Origin of the sequence: Agrococcus sp. BE272 (assembly GCF_031457935.1) — a bacterium.
Taxonomy (GTDB): domain Bacteria; phylum Actinomycetota; class Actinomycetes; order Actinomycetales; family Microbacteriaceae; genus Agrococcus; species Agrococcus sediminis.
Genome location: NZ_JAVDXL010000001.1, coordinates 243,852 through 259,044, shown reverse-complemented (window position 1 = coordinate 259,044; position 15,193 = coordinate 243,852). Strand labels below are relative to the sequence as shown.

16 protein-coding genes are annotated in these 15,193 nt (G+C 73.5%); 10 read left to right on the top strand and 6 right to left on the bottom strand.

Annotated features, from left to right (window positions below):
- Positions 1–14 precede the first annotated feature (14 nt).
- Positions 15–1,085: a serine protease gene (locus J2X49_RS01260; protein ID WP_128190302.1), complete on the bottom strand. Its 1,071-nt coding sequence runs from the start codon at positions 1,083–1,085 to the stop codon at positions 15–17.
- Positions 1,086–1,150: 65 nt separating this feature from the next.
- Positions 1,151–1,897: a hemolysin III family protein gene (locus tag J2X49_RS01255; protein WP_246990571.1), complete on the bottom strand. Its 747-nt coding sequence runs from the start codon at positions 1,895–1,897 to the stop codon at positions 1,151–1,153.
- A gap of 70 nt (positions 1,898–1,967) precedes the next feature.
- Between J2X49_RS01255 and uppS the strand changes: the two genes are divergently transcribed.
- The 3 genes from uppS (at position 1,968) to J2X49_RS01240 (ending at position 5,463) form a co-directional block, all read left to right on the top strand.
- Positions 1,968–2,744, top strand: a complete 777-nt coding sequence (gene uppS, locus J2X49_RS01250) for a polyprenyl diphosphate synthase (protein ID WP_225792795.1) — start codon at positions 1,968–1,970, stop codon at positions 2,742–2,744.
- Positions 2,745–2,946: 202 nt separating this feature from the next.
- Positions 2,947–4,275, top strand: a complete 1,329-nt coding sequence (locus J2X49_RS01245) for a PhoH family protein (protein ID WP_225792811.1) — start codon at positions 2,947–2,949, stop codon at positions 4,273–4,275.
- Positions 4,276–4,404: 129 nt separating this feature from the next.
- On the top strand, positions 4,405–5,463 hold the full coding sequence (locus J2X49_RS01240) for a winged helix DNA-binding domain-containing protein (RefSeq protein ID WP_310121545.1): 1,059 nt from the start codon (positions 4,405–4,407) through the stop codon (positions 5,461–5,463).
- A gap of 6 nt (positions 5,464–5,469) precedes the next feature.
- Here J2X49_RS01240 and J2X49_RS01235 read toward each other — a convergent pair whose 3' ends face one another.
- Genes J2X49_RS01235 through J2X49_RS01220 form a run of 4 tightly spaced genes read right to left on the bottom strand, consistent with a single transcriptional unit; the run spans position 5,470 to position 8,423 of the window.
- On the bottom strand, positions 5,470–6,267 hold the full coding sequence (locus tag J2X49_RS01235) for an anti-sigma factor (RefSeq protein ID WP_310121543.1): 798 nt from the start codon (positions 6,265–6,267) through the stop codon (positions 5,470–5,472).
- Complete coding sequence (locus tag J2X49_RS01230; RefSeq protein ID WP_164877178.1) at positions 6,251–6,820, bottom strand: RNA polymerase sigma factor; 570 nt, start codon at positions 6,818–6,820, stop codon at positions 6,251–6,253. Before J2X49_RS01230 ends, J2X49_RS01235 begins: the two co-directional genes overlap by 17 nt.
- 47 nt (positions 6,821–6,867) lie before the next feature.
- Positions 6,868–7,611 (bottom strand): class F sortase, encoded by a 744-nt coding sequence (locus J2X49_RS01225; protein WP_310121539.1) that lies wholly within the window; start codon positions 7,609–7,611, stop codon positions 6,868–6,870.
- Positions 7,612–7,613: 2 nt separating this feature from the next.
- Positions 7,614–8,423 (bottom strand): DUF4397 domain-containing protein, encoded by an 810-nt coding sequence (locus tag J2X49_RS01220; RefSeq protein WP_310121537.1) that lies wholly within the window; start codon positions 8,421–8,423, stop codon positions 7,614–7,616.
- Between the two features lie 157 nt (positions 8,424–8,580).
- Between J2X49_RS01220 and J2X49_RS01215 the strand changes: the two genes are divergently transcribed.
- The 7 genes from J2X49_RS01215 (at position 8,581) to J2X49_RS01185 (ending at position 15,163) form a co-directional block, all read left to right on the top strand.
- Positions 8,581–9,159 carry a hypothetical protein gene (locus tag J2X49_RS01215; RefSeq protein WP_310121534.1) on the top strand — a complete coding sequence of 193 codons (579 nt, stop codon included), beginning with the start codon at positions 8,581–8,583 and terminating at the stop codon, positions 9,157–9,159.
- Positions 9,160–9,222: 63 nt separating this feature from the next.
- A complete protein-coding gene (locus tag J2X49_RS01210; RefSeq protein ID WP_310121531.1) occupies positions 9,223–9,792 on the top strand; it encodes a prepilin peptidase in 570 nt (189 codons plus the stop codon).
- 129 nt (positions 9,793–9,921) lie between these two features.
- Positions 9,922–10,815: a MetQ/NlpA family ABC transporter substrate-binding protein gene (locus J2X49_RS01205; RefSeq protein WP_310121529.1), complete on the top strand. Its 894-nt coding sequence runs from the start codon at positions 9,922–9,924 to the stop codon at positions 10,813–10,815.
- Between the two features lie 106 nt (positions 10,816–10,921).
- A complete protein-coding gene (locus J2X49_RS01200; RefSeq protein WP_310121526.1) occupies positions 10,922–11,953 on the top strand; it encodes an ATP-binding cassette domain-containing protein in 1,032 nt (343 codons plus the stop codon).
- Positions 11,950–12,609 (top strand): methionine ABC transporter permease, encoded by a 660-nt coding sequence (locus J2X49_RS01195; RefSeq protein ID WP_128190590.1) that lies wholly within the window; start codon positions 11,950–11,952, stop codon positions 12,607–12,609. The genes J2X49_RS01200 and J2X49_RS01195 overlap by 4 nt, the downstream gene beginning before the upstream one ends.
- 86 nt (positions 12,610–12,695) lie before the next feature.
- A complete protein-coding gene (locus tag J2X49_RS01190) occupies positions 12,696–14,927 on the top strand; it encodes a carbon starvation CstA family protein (protein WP_310121523.1) in 2,232 nt (743 codons plus the stop codon).
- Positions 14,928–14,938: 11 nt separating this feature from the next.
- Positions 14,939–15,163 (top strand): YbdD/YjiX family protein, encoded by a 225-nt coding sequence (locus J2X49_RS01185; RefSeq protein ID WP_310121520.1) that lies wholly within the window; start codon positions 14,939–14,941, stop codon positions 15,161–15,163.
- The last annotated feature ends 30 nt before the right edge of the window (positions 15,164–15,193 follow it).

Here is a 15,193-nt window from a genome sequence, read left to right as displayed (position 1 = left end):
CGGGTCTCGCCGGCTCAATCGATCGACTGCAGCCCGTTCCAGGCGGTGACGCCGAGCGGCGGTCCGTAGGCGCCGGTGTCGCCGCCATTGGAGTAGACGGCGGTGATGTGGCCGGCGCCGGTCGCCGGGTCGACGTTCGACACCCATCCGGAGCCCGAGGCGCCGTCGCCCATGACGCAGTCGGCGCCGTAGTTCGCGTCGCCGCCCGCGCCGTAGTTCAGCCGGTCCTCGGCGCAGTGCCGCAGCACCTCCGAGTCGAAGGGGTCGTTCCCCGGGTAGCCGGCGATCACGACGCCGTTCGTCTCGGCGGTGAAGCTGATGCCCTGGCCGCCGACGACCTGCTCGAGGGTCCGGCCGCCCTGCGGTGCGAAGCGGATGAAGCCGAAGTCGAAGCCCATCCAGCCGTCGTCGTCGGCGCCGTCGAGCCAGCGCGTGTTGGCCTCGAGGTACTGCTCGGGCACCCACCACCGCTCGGCCTCCCACACGCCGTACGGGGTGTCGCCGCGCTCGTAGCCCGGGGCGAAGAGGATGCGGTCGTACCAGTCGCGCGTCTCGTCGTCGAAGATGCAGTGGGCGGCGGTCGCGACGATGAGCCCCGAGTCGCTGTTGATCACGGTGCCGGTGCAGGTGAAGTCGCCCTCGGAGGTGCTGAGCTCGAGCCTGCCGACGGTGCTCAGCAGCAGGTTGCGGCTCGTGCCGTTGGCCTCCCCGGGCAGCAGCTCGTCGCCGCCGTCGTGCACGGGCAGCGCGATGCCGGGCTGCACGGCCGCCGTGCCGCGGGTCGGCTCGAGCACCATGTCGAACGCGGCGTCGGGCAGGTAGCCGTCGACGGTCTCGCCGCGCGAGCCCGCGTACAGCTCGCCGGTGTCGGCGCCGGTCTCGTCGGCGTCGGTGATGGGCTCGTCGGGCTCGACCGGCAGCGCCTCGCCCTGCTGCGGCTGCGTCGTCGGCGACGGCACCGGCAGCGGCGTGGTCGGCGGCAGCGTGATCTCGCCGGGGAGCGGCGGCGGCAGGATGACGCATCCGCCGACGGCGAGGACGGCGGCGAGAGCGGCGGCGGCTGCCGCGAGGCGGGTCGTGCGCATGGCCCTCCCACGCTAGGCGGATGCGGGCGGCGACGGCTGGGAGCGCGCCCCGAGCCGCGCGGGGATCAGGCGGGCGGCGCGACCGCGACGAGCAGGATGGCCGTCCAGTGGCAGAGGAACGCGATCACGGTGCAGACGTGGAAGATCTCGTGGAAGCCGAAGCGGCCGGGGAACGGGTTCGGCTTCTTCATGCCGTAGATCACGGCGCCCACCGAGTAGGCGAGCCCGCCCGCGATGACAAGCATCGCCGTGACCGCGTTCGCGGCCCAGATCTGCGGCAGGAACGCGACCGCCGCCCAGCCGAGCGCGAGGTAGATCGGCACGTAGAGCCAGCGCGGCGCGCCCAGCCAGAACACGCGGAAGGCGATGCCCACGATCGCGCCGCCCCAGACGACGCTCAGCAGGATCCAGTCGGTCGGCGACGGCAGCGTGAGCAGCGAGATCGGCGTGTAGCTGCCGGCGATGAGCAGGAAGATGTTGGCGTGGTCGAGGCGCTTCAGCAGCACGCGCGTGCGCTCCTGCCAGTGGAAGCGGTGGTAGACCGCCGAGATGCCGAACAGCAGCACGCTCGAGAGCGCGAAGACGGCGGATGCGGTCTTCGCGAGCGCGCCGTCGGCGACGATGACGAGCACGATGCCGGCGATGAGCGCGAGGGGAGCGGTGCCAGCGTGGATCCACCCGCGCCAGGTGGGCTTGTGCTCGATCGCGGCCTCGGCGATCGCGTCGCCCGCTGCCTCGATGAGCGGCAGGTGCGGGGTCTCGGGCTCGCTCGATCGCACCTCGTGGCGCTCGGGCTCGGTCGTGGATGCCATGCCTACAGCGTACGGCGTACGCAGTGCCGCGGCGAGCATCCTCGCGAGCGCAGCCGATAGATTGCGGTCTGTGCGACTCCGCAGCGCCCCAGGCTCCCGCCTCGTCTACCGCTACTACGAGCGGCGGCTGCGGCGCGACCTGCGGCGGGTCGCCGTGCCGCGCCACATCGCCATGATCATCGACGGCAACCGCCGGTGGGCGCGCGAGCAGAACCTCGCCACCGCCGGCCACGGGCACCGGGCCGGGGCCGCGCGGCTGCGCGAGTTCGTCGACTGGTGCGCCGAGATCGACGTGGAGGTCGTGACGCTCTACCTGCTCTCGCGCGACAACCTCACGGGCCGCGCGAGCGCCGAGCTCGGCGAGCTGTGCGAGATCATCGCCGAGCTCGCCGACGACCTCTCCCGCATCCCCGGCCGGCGCATCCGCCACGTCGGCGACACCGCGGGCCTGCCCGCGCCCCTCGTCGCGGCGCTCGAGGGCGCGGTCGCGCGCAGCGCCGACCAGCAGGGCATCTGCGTCAACCTCGCCGTCGGCTACGGCGGGCGCCACGAGCTGGTCGAGGCGGTGCGCCGCATCCTCTCGTCGGCCGGCGCGGCGACGCCCGCCGAGCTCGCCGAGCGGCTCACGCCCGAGCTCATCGCCGAGCACCTATCGACCGCGGGGCAGCCCGACCCCGATCTCGTCATCCGCACGTCCGGCGAGCAGCGGCTGAGCGACTTCATGCTCTGGCAGAGCGCCCACAGCGAGTTCTACTTCGTCGAGGCGCTCGGGCCCGACCTCCGCGAGGTCGACTTCCTGCGCGCGGTGCGCGCCTACGGGCTGCGCGAGCGGCGCTACGGGCGCTGACCGAACGGCACGTGACGATCGTGTGAACTCGCGGCGCGCATCCGTGTGTCGCCGCCGGTCCGCGGCGCCGCGCGAGCGTACATTCGGCGGTGTCGGGCATCTCCGCCCGGCGAGCGAGCGGCCTTCGCGCCAGCGAGCACCACGGGAGGCGACGGCCGCGTGAAATCCGACCCCGGTCGGAAGGGAGCGCCACGTGCCTGAGATCGCCACCACCCCCGCCAGCGGCTCCGTCGAGGTCGAGACGACCGACACCCGCCAGCGCACCTACGTGCTCGACACGAGCGTGCTGCTGTCCGACCCGGGGGCGATCCACCGCTTCGCCGAGCACTCCGTCGTGATCCCCGTGATCGTGATCGCCGAGCTCGAGAAGAAGCGGCACGATCCCGAGATCGGCTACTTCGCCCGCAAGGCCCTGCGCAACCTCGACGACCTGCGCGTCGCGCACGAGCGGCTCGACTTCCCGGTGCCGACCGAGGGCGGCGGCAGCCTGCGGGTCGAGCTCAACCACACGAACCAGCAGGTGCTGCCCAGCGGCCTGCAGCTGGGCGACAACGACTCGCGCATCCTCGCCGTCGCGTCGAACCTCGCCGGCGACGGCCTCGACGTCTGCGTCGTGTCGAAGGACATGCCGATGCGCGTCAAGGCGGCCTCGATCGGCCTCGCCGCCGAGGAGTACCTCGCCGAGCAGGCCGTCGACTCGGGCTGGATGGGCACGGCCGAGCTCGCGCTCTCGGGCGAGCAGATCAACCGGCTCTACGAGGACGAGCGGCTCGAGACGGATGCGGTGGCCGGCATGCCCGTCAACACGGGCCTCGTGATCTCCTCCGAGCGCGGCTCGGCGCTCGGCCGCGTCACCCGCGCGGGCGAGATCACGCTCGTGCGCGGCGACCGCGACGTCTTCGGCGTGCACGGCCGCTCGGCCGAGCAGCGCCTCGCGATCGACCTGCTGCTCGACGAGCAGGTCGGGATCGTCTCGCTCGGCGGCTCGGCCGGCACGGGCAAGTCGGCGCTCGCGCTCGCCGCGGGGCTCGAGGCGGTGCTCGAGCGGCGCCTGCACAAGAAGGTCATCGTCTTCCGCCCGCTGTACGCGGTCGGCGGCCAGGAGCTCGGCTACCTGCCCGGCGACAAGGACGAGAAGATGAACCCCTGGGGCCAGGCGATCTACGACACGCTGGGCGCGCTCGTGAGCGACAACGTGCTCGACGAGGTCGCCGATCGGGGCATGCTCGAGGTGCTGCCGCTCACGCACATCCGCGGGCGCTCGCTGCACGACGCGTTCGTGATCGTCGACGAGGCGCAGTCGCTCGAGCGCAACGTGCTGCTGACGGTGCTGAGCCGCATCGGCCAGAACTCGCGCGTCGTGCTCACGCACGACGTCGCGCAGCGCGACAACCTGCGGGTCGGCCGCCACGACGGCGTCGCGAGCGTCATCGAGACGCTCAAGGGCAACGAGCTCTTCGGGCACATCACGCTCACCCGCAGCGAGCGCTCGCGCATCGCCGCGCTCGTGACGAGCCTGCTGGAGGGCTGAGCGCCGCCCACGCCGACCCGTTCCACCCTGCTGGACCCGGTGCACCGGGTCGGCGGCGGTGGAACGGGTCGGCGGCGCGGGTGCACGGATGCGCGGGCGCGCGTGGGCGGGCACGGCTAGCGTGGCCGCATGGCCGCTCCGAGGTCGCTGACCGCAGCCCAGGCGCGCCGCATGCGGGTCGCCGCGCAGGAGGTGCGCGGCTCGCAGCGCGCGCCGGCCGACGCCGTGCGCCGCATGGTCGCGATGCAGGGGCAGGACCTGCCGCAGGTGCTGCGCGCGATCGCGATCCGCTCGGCACCCGGCACGGGGCTCGCCGTGGTGCGGGCCGCGTTCGACGCGGGCGAGCTCGTGCGATCGTGGGCGATGCGCGGCACGCTCTTCGTCGCGACCCCCGACGACCTCGCGGTGCTGCACGCCGCGACCGTCGATCGCCTGCGGCCTCAGGAGTGGCGCATGTGCGCGGCGCGCGGCATCGACGCGCCGACCGCCGACGCGGCCGCGGCCGTGCTGCGCGAGGTGCTCGCGCCGGGACCCGTCGCGCGACGCGCGCTGCTGGCGGCGTGGGAGGCGGCGGGCATCGCGACGGGCGGCGGGCGCGGCTACCACCTGCTGGCCCTCTCGGCCTACGACGGGCTCGTGCGCTTCGGGCCGTTCGAGGGCGCCGAGCAGCTGCTCGTCGGCGGGCCGCCGCCCGAGGTGCCCGAGCCCGCCGCCGCGCTCGACGAGGCGCTCGCCCGCTGGGCGGCGGCGCGCGGCCCCGCGCGGGCCGACGATGCGGCGTGGTGGACGGGACTGCCCAAGCGGCCCGTCCGCGCGGCGCTCGAGCGCGCATCCGACCCCGATCGCGGCCTGCTCGAGCACGTGCTGGTCGACGGGGTCGAGATGCTGGTGGCCGCCGGGGCCGCCGAGGCGCCGCGCTCCGGGGTCGTGCTCGTGCCGGGGTTCGACGAGTGGCTGCTGGGCTACGGCGACCGCTCGCTCGCGGTGAGCGCGGCGGCGATGCAGGCGATCGTGCCGGGCGGCAACGGCGTCTTCCGGCCGGTGGTGCTCGTCGACGGCGTGGCGGTCGGCACGTGGCGACTGCCCGCCGGCGGCCGCGGCGAGCCGGTGCTCGAGCTCGTCGCGCCCGTGCCGCCGCGCATGCTCGCGGCGATCGAATCGACGCTGCGGCGCTGGCCGCACCGCTGAGCGGGCTCAGCCGCCGAGCGCGCCCCGCCAGACGCTGTTGCCGCTGTGCGTCGGGTCGCCGTCGTACGGCTCGACCGACACGTCGACGATCGGGTAGGCGGCCAGGTCGAGGTCGGCCGGCAGCGCGAGCTGCGTCGTCTCGCGGTCCATGACGCCGAGGCTCACCATCTGCTGCGCGTCGGCGTCGAGCAGCCAGACGTCGAGGTAGCCGTCGACCTCGGGCAGCGCGTCGGCGTCGACGACGAGCAGGCGCTGGCCGTCCTGCTCGACGACCTCGGCGCGCGCGGGCGTCACGCTCGGGCCGAGCTCGCCGAGCGGGTCGAGCGTCGCCTCCGAGACGCCGATCGAGCGCGGCTCGCCGGTGAGCTGGGTCACGACGACGACGGCCGCGCTCGCCGCGACCGCGGCCGAGGCGGCGCAGGCCGCGATGAGCGCGCCGGCGCTGAACCGGCGGCGGCGGCGGCGGGCGACGTCGATCGACGTGACCTCCGCGCCCTCCTCGAGGCCTCGGGCCGCGCCGGACGATGGCGTGAAGGGCAGCGCCGGGGGCACGGCGGATGCGCCGGCCGTCGCGGGCGCGTCGGCGTCGGCGGGCAGGTCGGTCGCGATCTCGGCCGCGATGCGATCCCAGACGCCCGCCGGCGGCGGCAGCGCCGGCAGGTCGGCGAGCCGGAAGCGGTCGGCCGCGGAGCGCAGCGAGTCGACCTCGGACCGGCACGCGGGGCAGTCGTCGAGGTGCGGGGCGCCGTCGGCGGCCTCGCCGAGGGCGAGCGCGGCGAGCGTCTCGTCAGGCAGATGCTGCATGCGTCTCCTCCCATCGGTCCCTCAGCCGTCGCAGTGCCCGCGACAGGTGGCTCTTCACGGTGCCGACCGGCATCGCGAGCGAATCGGCGATCCAGGCGGTCGAGCGGTCCTCCAGCACGGCGAGCCGCACGATGGTGCGCTGGGGCTCGCCGATGTGCTCGAGCTCCTCCTGCACCGTCAGCGAATCCTGCACCGCGTCGAGCACCGGGTCCCCCTCACCTCGATCGAGCGCTCCGGCGAGCGTCTCGGGATCCACGGCCAGCTCGCTCGCCGAGCGCGCCTTCCAGTGGTCGGCGATCCGCCGCCGGGCGATCGTCACGATCCACGCCCCGAGCGGACCCGAGGCGGGGTCGTAGGACTGCCGCGACCGCCACACCGACACGAACGTCTGCTGCACGACATCCTCGGCGTCGTGCGCCGGCATCGCCCGGCACGCGAGCGCGTAGACCAGGCCGCCCCAGCGCTCGTACGCCTGCCGCAGCACCTCCGGCGAGGCGTCCTCGGCGAAGGCGCGTGACAGCACCTCGACCTCCGACGCCTCCTCGCTCGACACGGCCAGAACGTATCACCCTCTCCGCGCGGTCATGGGCCGCCACCCGGTCACGAGGCATCGGGCACGGCCGTGACGACGATGTTGTCCTCGTAGGCACCCGCCGCGGCGTCCCACTCGCCGCCGCACGTGATGAGGCGCAGCACGTGGTCGCCGTCGCGGGCGAAGATCGCGTCGAGCGGCAGCTCGTCCTTCGAGAGCTGCTCGACGGTCGTGATGCGGTAGCGCAGCTGCTCGCCCGACGCCGTCGTGATCTCGACCGACTCGCCCGGGACGGCATCCAGGATCTCCGACATGGGCGCCGGGCCCCGGTCGCTGTCGACGTGCGCGGCGAGCACCGAGGAGCCCTCGGTCGCGCCGGGCTCCGGCCCGAAGCGGTACCAGCCCACCTCGCGCACGAGCTCCGGCACATCCATCTGGCCGTCCTCGCGCACCCCGACCGGGATGACGTCGAGCGCGAGGCCCACGGAGGGCACGCGCACCTCGGTCGGCGCGTCGACCGCCGCTGCCGCGCCCGGGGAGGCGTCGCGCGTGCCGACGCCGGTCGGCACGGCCGCCGCCTGCGCCTCGCTCGACGCGTCGGGCGACGCGGCGGAGGTCGGCGCCGCCGTGGCCGGGGCGCCGACGGTCGACGCCGACGGCTCGACCGGCCGCGGGATCAGTTGCCAGATGCCGAAGGCCGCCGCGCCCACCGCGGCGACCGCCGCGACGAGCGCCACGGCGCGACGCCGCCGCGCGCGCCGAGCGGGCTCCCGCCGCGCGGTGCGCGGCGAGAGCCCGTCGGTGGTGCGCATGATCAGCCGCGCTCCTTGGCGAGGCGCTGCTGGCGCACCGCGACGGTGGCCAGGCCGAGCGCCGCCGCGAAGGCGAGCAGAGCGGTCAGCGCCGACTGCTGCGCGTTGCCGCCGAGGCCCGAGGGCACGCCGCTCGGGGCGCTGTGCGCCTCGACCGTCTGCACCGCGAGCGCCAGGTTGCCGTCCTCGGCGCTGCCCCACGCGGTCACGATGGTGTTGACGCCCTCGGCGAGCTCGAGGTCGGCCGGGCCGATCGCGACGTCGGAGGTGCCGGTGAGCACCACGTCGGCCGAGACGGTGCCGGCTGCGGTCTCGAGCGAGGCCTCATCCGGGTTCGACAGGCCCTCGACGACGACGCTCTCGTTCGCGCGGATGTCGACGGTCGGCGCGGCGGCCAGGTGGCGCACCGTGAGGCGGGCCTCGCCGGCGGCGACGGGCTCGGTGTCGTTCGCGAACGCGCCGAGGGTCGGCTCGCCGCTCTCGGTCAGGTGGGCGACGAGCGTCAGGTTGGCGCCGCCGGGCACCTCGACGCCCATGGCCTCGATGGCCGGCTCGCCCGAGTCGGGGGTCTCGCCGTCGGCGAAGACCTGGATGTCGTAGCTGCCTGCGGCGAGCATCATCGGGTCGGTGAGAGTGCCGGGCTCGAAGTCGCTGATGGCCTCCTCGCCATTGATGTAGACGTCGACCGTGAGCCCCGGGACGCCGTGCAGCACCGAGACGGTGGACTCGTGGTCGGCCGCGAACGCGGGCGCACCGCCGAGGGTCGCCAGAGCGAGAGCGGCGCCGGCGCCGATCGCGAGCTTGCGCTTCATGGTGATCTCCTTGCTGTCTGCGGCGCACCGTGCGCCGTCTGCCCCCATATCGGAGCGGCACCCCGGATCGGTTGCAGCGGCGCCGGCTTCGTGCATCCCGGGCGTGTCGCGAGCCCGCATGCTTGCCTCCGAGCCGGGCGTGCACGATGCTCTGAGCATGCTCGCCCGCATCCCCACCGGATGGCTCGCCACCGGCCTCGCCGCCCTGCTCGCGCTCGCCGTCGTCGGCATCCCGGTGCTCCGCGCGCAGGCGCTCGACGCCGCTGAGGGCGGGGCGCGCTGGGCCGACGCGGTGGGGGATGCGGTCGGCAGCCCGGGCATCGCGATCATCGCCGCGCTGTGCGCCGCGATCGCGCTGCTGACGGTCGTCGTCGCGCAGCAGCAGCTGCGCCGCGATGCGCTCGAGGAGGGCGGCGCGGAGGTCGTCGCCGCCTGGCGCCCCGTGGAGCGGGTCGCGTCGCTCGCCGTCGTCGGCGTGATGGGCGACATCGTCGCCGCGGTCGTCGGCATCGGCATGCAGCCGCTGTGGCTCACGTGGCCGGTCGAGGGGGAGTCGCCGCTCGTGGTGCTCCCGACGGTGCTCGTGCTGCTCGCCGGGCCCGTGCTCGGTGCGGTCTCGCTCGTGATGGCCCGCCGCGCCCGGCGCTCGCTGCACGACGCCGCGGAGGCGCGCGAGCTCGAGCGCCGCACGCGCCACGCGGTCACCGGCATGCGCCACCACGAGCCCACGCGCTGAGCCGACCCGGCCCGCTGTGGAGTGCGCGCGCGGCGGGCCGGGCGCCCTGGCTACGGTGGCCGCGTGCCGAGCACCCTGACAGCAGCAGCGGCAGCGCCGCCGCAGCTGCGGCCGCCGCTGCGGCTGCGCCCGTTCGACGCGCTGGGGCTGCCGCTCGCGGCGGCGACCGCGTGGGCGCTCGCTGCCGGGGGAGCGGATGCGGCGGCTGTCGTCGCGCTCGCGGCCGCGGCGCTCGTAGCACCGGCGCTCACCCGCACCGACCTCGCCCAGCGGCGGCTCCCCAACGCGCTCACGCTGCCGCTGCTCGCGGTCGCCGCGACCGCGTGCGCCGCGCGGCTCGCCGCCGGCGACCTCGCGCCGCTCGTGGGCCTCGCGTGCTGCACGCTCCTGCTCGGCATGGCTGTCGCCGGCGGCATGGGGATGGGCGACGTGAAGCTCGGCGGCGGGCTCGCGCTCGCGACCGCGGCGCTCGGGTGGGCCGCGCCGCTCGCCGGCCTCGGCGCATCCGTCGTCGTCGGGGGCATCGCGGGCGCGCTCGCGCTCGCGACCGGCCGGCGCACCGTCGCGTTCGGGCCGTGGCTGCTCGTCGGGCATGCGCTCGCCGTCGTCGCGGTGCTGCTCGACCCCCTGTGACGCCGAGGCAGATGCGGCCGCTGGGCGCCGGAGGCCTCTGTGACGTCGCGTGACGCGGTGATTCGCCGACCGCGGCGGCCGGTTCCTAGCGTGGGGGGCATCCCCCAGCACTTCTGAAGGAGCCCCACCATGCCCGCTCGTCGCATCCGCCCCATCGCCCTCGTCGGCACCCTCGGCCTCGCCGCGGCCCTCGTCGGCTGCAGCGCCTCCGGCGGCGAGGGCGCCGCGCTCGGCACCGCCGAGAACCCCGTCGACCTCGGCGTCGTCGGCGCGGCCGAGCCGTACTGGGCCGCTTTCGAGGAGGCCGTGGAGGCCGAGGGCATCGAGCTCGAGATCCACGACTTCACCGACTACAACCAGCCGAATCCCGCCACGAGCGAGGGCGAGCTCGACGTGAACCAGTTCCAGCACGTCATCTACCTCGCCAACTACAACGTGCAGTCGGGCGACGACCTGCAGCCGATCGGCTCCACCGCGATCTACCCGATCGGGCTCTACTCCGACAAGCACGAGTCGGTCGAGGAGATCCCCGACGGCGCCGAGGTGATCGTGCCCAACGACGACACCAACCAGGCGCGCGGCCTGCTCGTGCTGCAGTCGGCCGGGCTCATCGCCCTCGAGGACGGCGGCAGCCCCTACTCGACCGTCGAGGACGTCATCCAGGAGGAGTCGCGGGTCACGGTGCGCGCGGTCGACGCCGCGCTGACCGCGACGTCGCTGCCCGACGTCGCCGCGGCGATCATCAACAACGACTTCATCACCGACGCCGGCATCGACCCGGCCGACGCGATCGCGCAGGACGACCCGGCCGACCCCGCCGCGCAGCCCTACATCAACGTCTTCGCGGCGACGGCCGAGCTCGCCGACGACGAGGTGCTGCAGCGCCTGGTCGAGATCTACCAGACGAACGAGGAGGTCCAGGCCGGCGCGCTCGAGGCCTCCGGCGGCACCGCCGTGCTCGTGCAGACGCCCGCCGAGGAGCTGCAGGCGGCACTCGAGGCCGTCGAGGGCGAGCTGCAGTAGCGCGCTGGAGCGGAGGGCGGCGGCCATTGCTGGCCGCCGCCGCGACGCCAGCGCCGACGCCCGTCCCGGGCGTCGGACCACGTGCCAGCGAACGAGAGGAAGCGAAGTGGCCGACCACATCGTGATCGACCGGGTCTCGAAGCGCTTCCCGCCCGCCAAGCGGGGCGGGGACGAGATCGTCGCCGTCGACGACGTCTCGCTGCGCATCGAGCGCGGCGAGGTCTTCGGCATCATCGGCTACTCCGGTGCCGGCAAGTCGACGCTCGTGCGCCTCATCAACCAGCTCGAGCCGGTGAGCGCCGGCCGCATCACCGTCGACGACGTGCCCATCAGCGAGCTGCGGGGCAAGCGGCTGCGCGAGCAGCAGACCGGCATCGGCATGATCTTCCAGCGGTTCAACCTGCTCACCTCGCGCACGGTCGCCGGCAACGTCGCGTACCCGCTCGAGGTCGTGGGCGTGCCGCGCGCCGAGCGGCGGCGCCGCGTCGAGGAGCTGCTCGAGTTCGTGGGGCTCGGCGGTCGCGCCGACGCCTACCCCGAGCAGCTCTCGGGCGGTCAGCAGCAGCGCGTCGGCATCGCGCGGGCGCTCGCCGCGAACCCGCAGGTGCTGCTCGCCGACGAGGCGACGAGCGCGCTCGACCCCGAGACCACCGCCGAGGTGCTCGACCTGCTCGGGCGCATCAACCGCGAGCTCGGCGTCACCATCGTCGTCATCACGCACGAGATGGAGGTCATCACCCGCATCGCCGATCGCGTGGCGGTGATGGATGCGGGACGCGTCGTCGAGAGCGGCACCACGTACGACGTGTTCACGGCGCCGAAGACCGACACCGCGCGGCGCTTCGTGCAGACGGTCGTGCGTGCCCTGCCGGAGGGCGATGAGCTCGCGCAGCTGCGCGCGCAGCACGAGGGCCGCTTCTTCACGATCTCGTTCACCGACGCCGGCGCCTCGGAGGCCCGAGTGTTCGGGGCGCTCGCGCGTGCCGGCGTCGACTTCCACCTCGTGCACGGCGGGGTCGACGACATCCAGGGCCGCGTGTACGGCCTGCTGACGATCGCCGTGCGCGGCGACGACGACGCGATCGAGCGGGCGCTCTCGCAGATCGGACCCGGCGTGACGGTGGAGGAGCAGCGATGACCGACCTCACCTCGATCCTGCCCACGCTCGTCGAGCAGACGGGCATCATGCTCGGCATCGTCGCGCTCTCGCTCGCCTTCGGCGGCATCGGCGGGCTCGTGATCGGCACCGGGCTCTACGTCACGCGACGGGGCGGCATCCTGCAGCAGGGCGCGGTGTGGTGGGTGCTGAACGTGCTCGTCAACACGGTGCGGCCCATCCCCTTCATCATCCTGCTCGCCGCCGTGCAGCCGCTCGGCCGCATCGTGGTCGGCACCGGCATCGGCACCGAGTACGCGATCTTCGCGATCTCGCTCGCCGCGACCTTCGGCATCGCGCGCATCGTCGAGCAGAACCTCGTGTCGATCCCGACCGGCGTGATCGAGGCCGCGCGGGCGACGGGCGCGAGCCCGTGGCGCATCATCCGCACGGTGATCCTGCCCGAGGCACTCGGGCCGCTCGTGCTCGGCTTCACCTTCGCGGTGATCGCGATCGTCGACATGTCGGCGGTCGCGGGCCTCGTCGGCGGGGAGGGGCTCGGCAACTGGGCGGTGACCTACGGCTACCGGCAGTTCGACGAGGTCGTCACGTGGTCGGCGCTGATCGTCGTGGTCATCGTCGTGCAGCTCATCCAGGCGCTCGGCAACTGGCTCGCGCGCCGCATCATGCGGCGCTAGGGGGCGATCCGGCCGCTGCCTGTGACGTGGCTAGGATGCATCTGGGTAATACCCGTACGCATCCACACCCACAGGAAGAGCCGCCGATGGTCGACGTCGCCACATCGAAGCCCCAGCTGCCGCCCACGGCAGTCCCCGAGGCCACCAAGCGGTGGACGCCGCTGAAGATCGCGCTCTGGGCGGCGATCGCGCTGCTGGGCGGGCTCGCCTGGACGATGCTCGCCATCGTGCGCGGCGAGACGGTGAACGCCATCTGGTTCGTCTTCGCCGCGGTCTCGACGTACCTGATCTTCTACCGCTTCTACTCGAAGTACATCGAGCGCAAGCTCGTGCGCCCCGACGACACCCGGGCGACGCCCGCCGAGTACAAGGCGAACGGCCGCGACTTCGTCGCGACCGACCGCCGCGTGCTCTTCGGCCACCACTTCGCCGCCATCGCCGGCGCCGGTCCGCTCGTCGGCCCTGTGCTCGCCGCGCAGATGGGCTACCTGCCGGGCACGATCTGGATCATCGTCGGCGTCGTGCTCGCCGGCGCCGTGCAGGACTACCTCGTGATGTTCTTCTCGATGCGCCGCGGCGGGCGCTCGCTCGGCCAGATGGCCAAGGACGAGTTCGGCCGCTTCGGCGGCGCTGCCGCCATCGTCGCGACGCTGCTCATCATGGTGATCATCACCGCGATCCTCGCCCTCGTCGTCGTGAACGCCCTCGGCGAGAGCCCCTGGGGCGTGTTCTCGGTCGCGATGACCATCCCGATCGCGCTGTTCATGGGCGCGTACCTGCGCTGGATCCGCCCGGGCCGCGTGCTCGAGATCTCGATCATCGGCTTCGTGCTGCTCATGGCGGCCATCATCGGCGGCGGCATGGTCGCCGAGACCGCGTGGGGCCAGGAGCTGTTCACGCTCGACCGCGTCACGATCGCCTGGGGCATCGTGATCTACGGCTTCATCGCTGCCGTGCTGCCGGTGTGGATCCTGCTCACCCCGCGCGACTACCTCTCGACGTTCATGAAGATCGGCGTGATCGTGGCGCTCGCGGTCGCGATCATCGTGGTGCGGCCCGAGATCTCGGTGCCCGCGTTCACCGAGTTCGCCTCGGGCGACTCCGGTCCCGTCTGGCCCGGCTCGCTGTTCCCGTTCCTGTTCGTGACGATCGCGTGCGGCGCCCTCTCCGGCTTCCACGCGCTCATCTCCTCCGGCACCACGCCCAAGATGGTCGAGAAGGAGAAGCAGGTGCGCCTGCTCGGCTACGGCGGCATGCTCATGGAGTCGTTCGTCGCGGTCATGGCGCTCGTCGCCGCGATCTCGATCGACCAGGGCATCTACTACGCCATGAACTCCTCGGCGGCGAACACGCAGGGCACCATCGAGGGAGCGGCCGCCTTCGTGCAGTCGCTCGGCCTCACGGGCGTGAGCGTCACGCCCGACCAGCTCGCCCAGACCGCCGCGGCGGTCGGCGAGGAGTCGATCGTGAGCCGCACCGGCGGCGCCCCGACGCTCGCGCTGGGGCTCGCCCAGATCATGCAGCAGTGGATCGGCGGGCCCGGCATGATGGCGTTCTGGTACCACTTCGCGATCATGTTCGAGGCGCTGTTCATCCTCACCGCGGTCGATGCCGGCACCCGCGTGGCGCGCTTCATGCTGCAGGACTCGCTCGGCAACATCTTCCCGAAGTTCAAGGACACCTCCTGGACGCTCGGCGCCTGGATCTGCACCGCGATCATGGTCGCCGCGTGGGGCGCGGTGCTGATCATGGGCGTCACCGATCCGCTCGGCGGCATCAACACCCTGTTCCCGCTGTTCGGCATCGCGAACCAGCTGCTCGCGGCGATCGCGCTCGCCATCGTGCTGGCGATCGTCGCCAAGCGACGCACGTTCAGGCAGCTGTGGATCGTGGCGCTGCCGCTCGCGTTCATCGCCGTGGTGACCGTCACGGCATCCGCCTTCAAGGTGTTCTCGCCGGTGCCGGCCGTCGGCTACTGGGCCAACCACATCCGCTTCCGCGACGCGCTCGCCGCGGGCGAGACCTCGGTGGGCACGACCGAGGGCGTCGCCGCGCTCGAGGCCGTGGTGCGCAACACCTTCATCCAGGGCTCGCTCTCGGTGATCTTCGTGGTGCTGACGCTCATCGTGATCGGCTTCTCGGTCGCCAACGTCATCAAGGCGTTCCGCATCGACCACGTCGTCGACCAGGAGGACGAGCGCCACGAGTCGCGGATGTTCGCGCCGGCCGGCTTCATCGCCACGCCCGAGGAGCGCGAGCTCGAGAAGCAGTGGGATGCCGTGCCCGACGAGCACAAGACGGTCCGGTCGGGCCACTGATGATGGGTCGCATGCGTGCGAGCGAGGGGCGCCCGGCAGCCGCCGGAGCGCTGCTCGCGCGCGCTGCCGGCGGCATCGTCTGGTGGGCGAAGGGCGTCACCGGCGAGTCGAAGTACCAGGCCTACGTCGACCACGAGCGCCGCGCGCACCCCGATCGCCCGGTCATGACCGAGCGGGAGTTCTGGCGCGACGAGCACCGCAGGCAGGACGCGAACCCCGAGGGCCGCTGCTGCTGACGCCAGCACCGCGCGGGTTGCCGCAGAGAT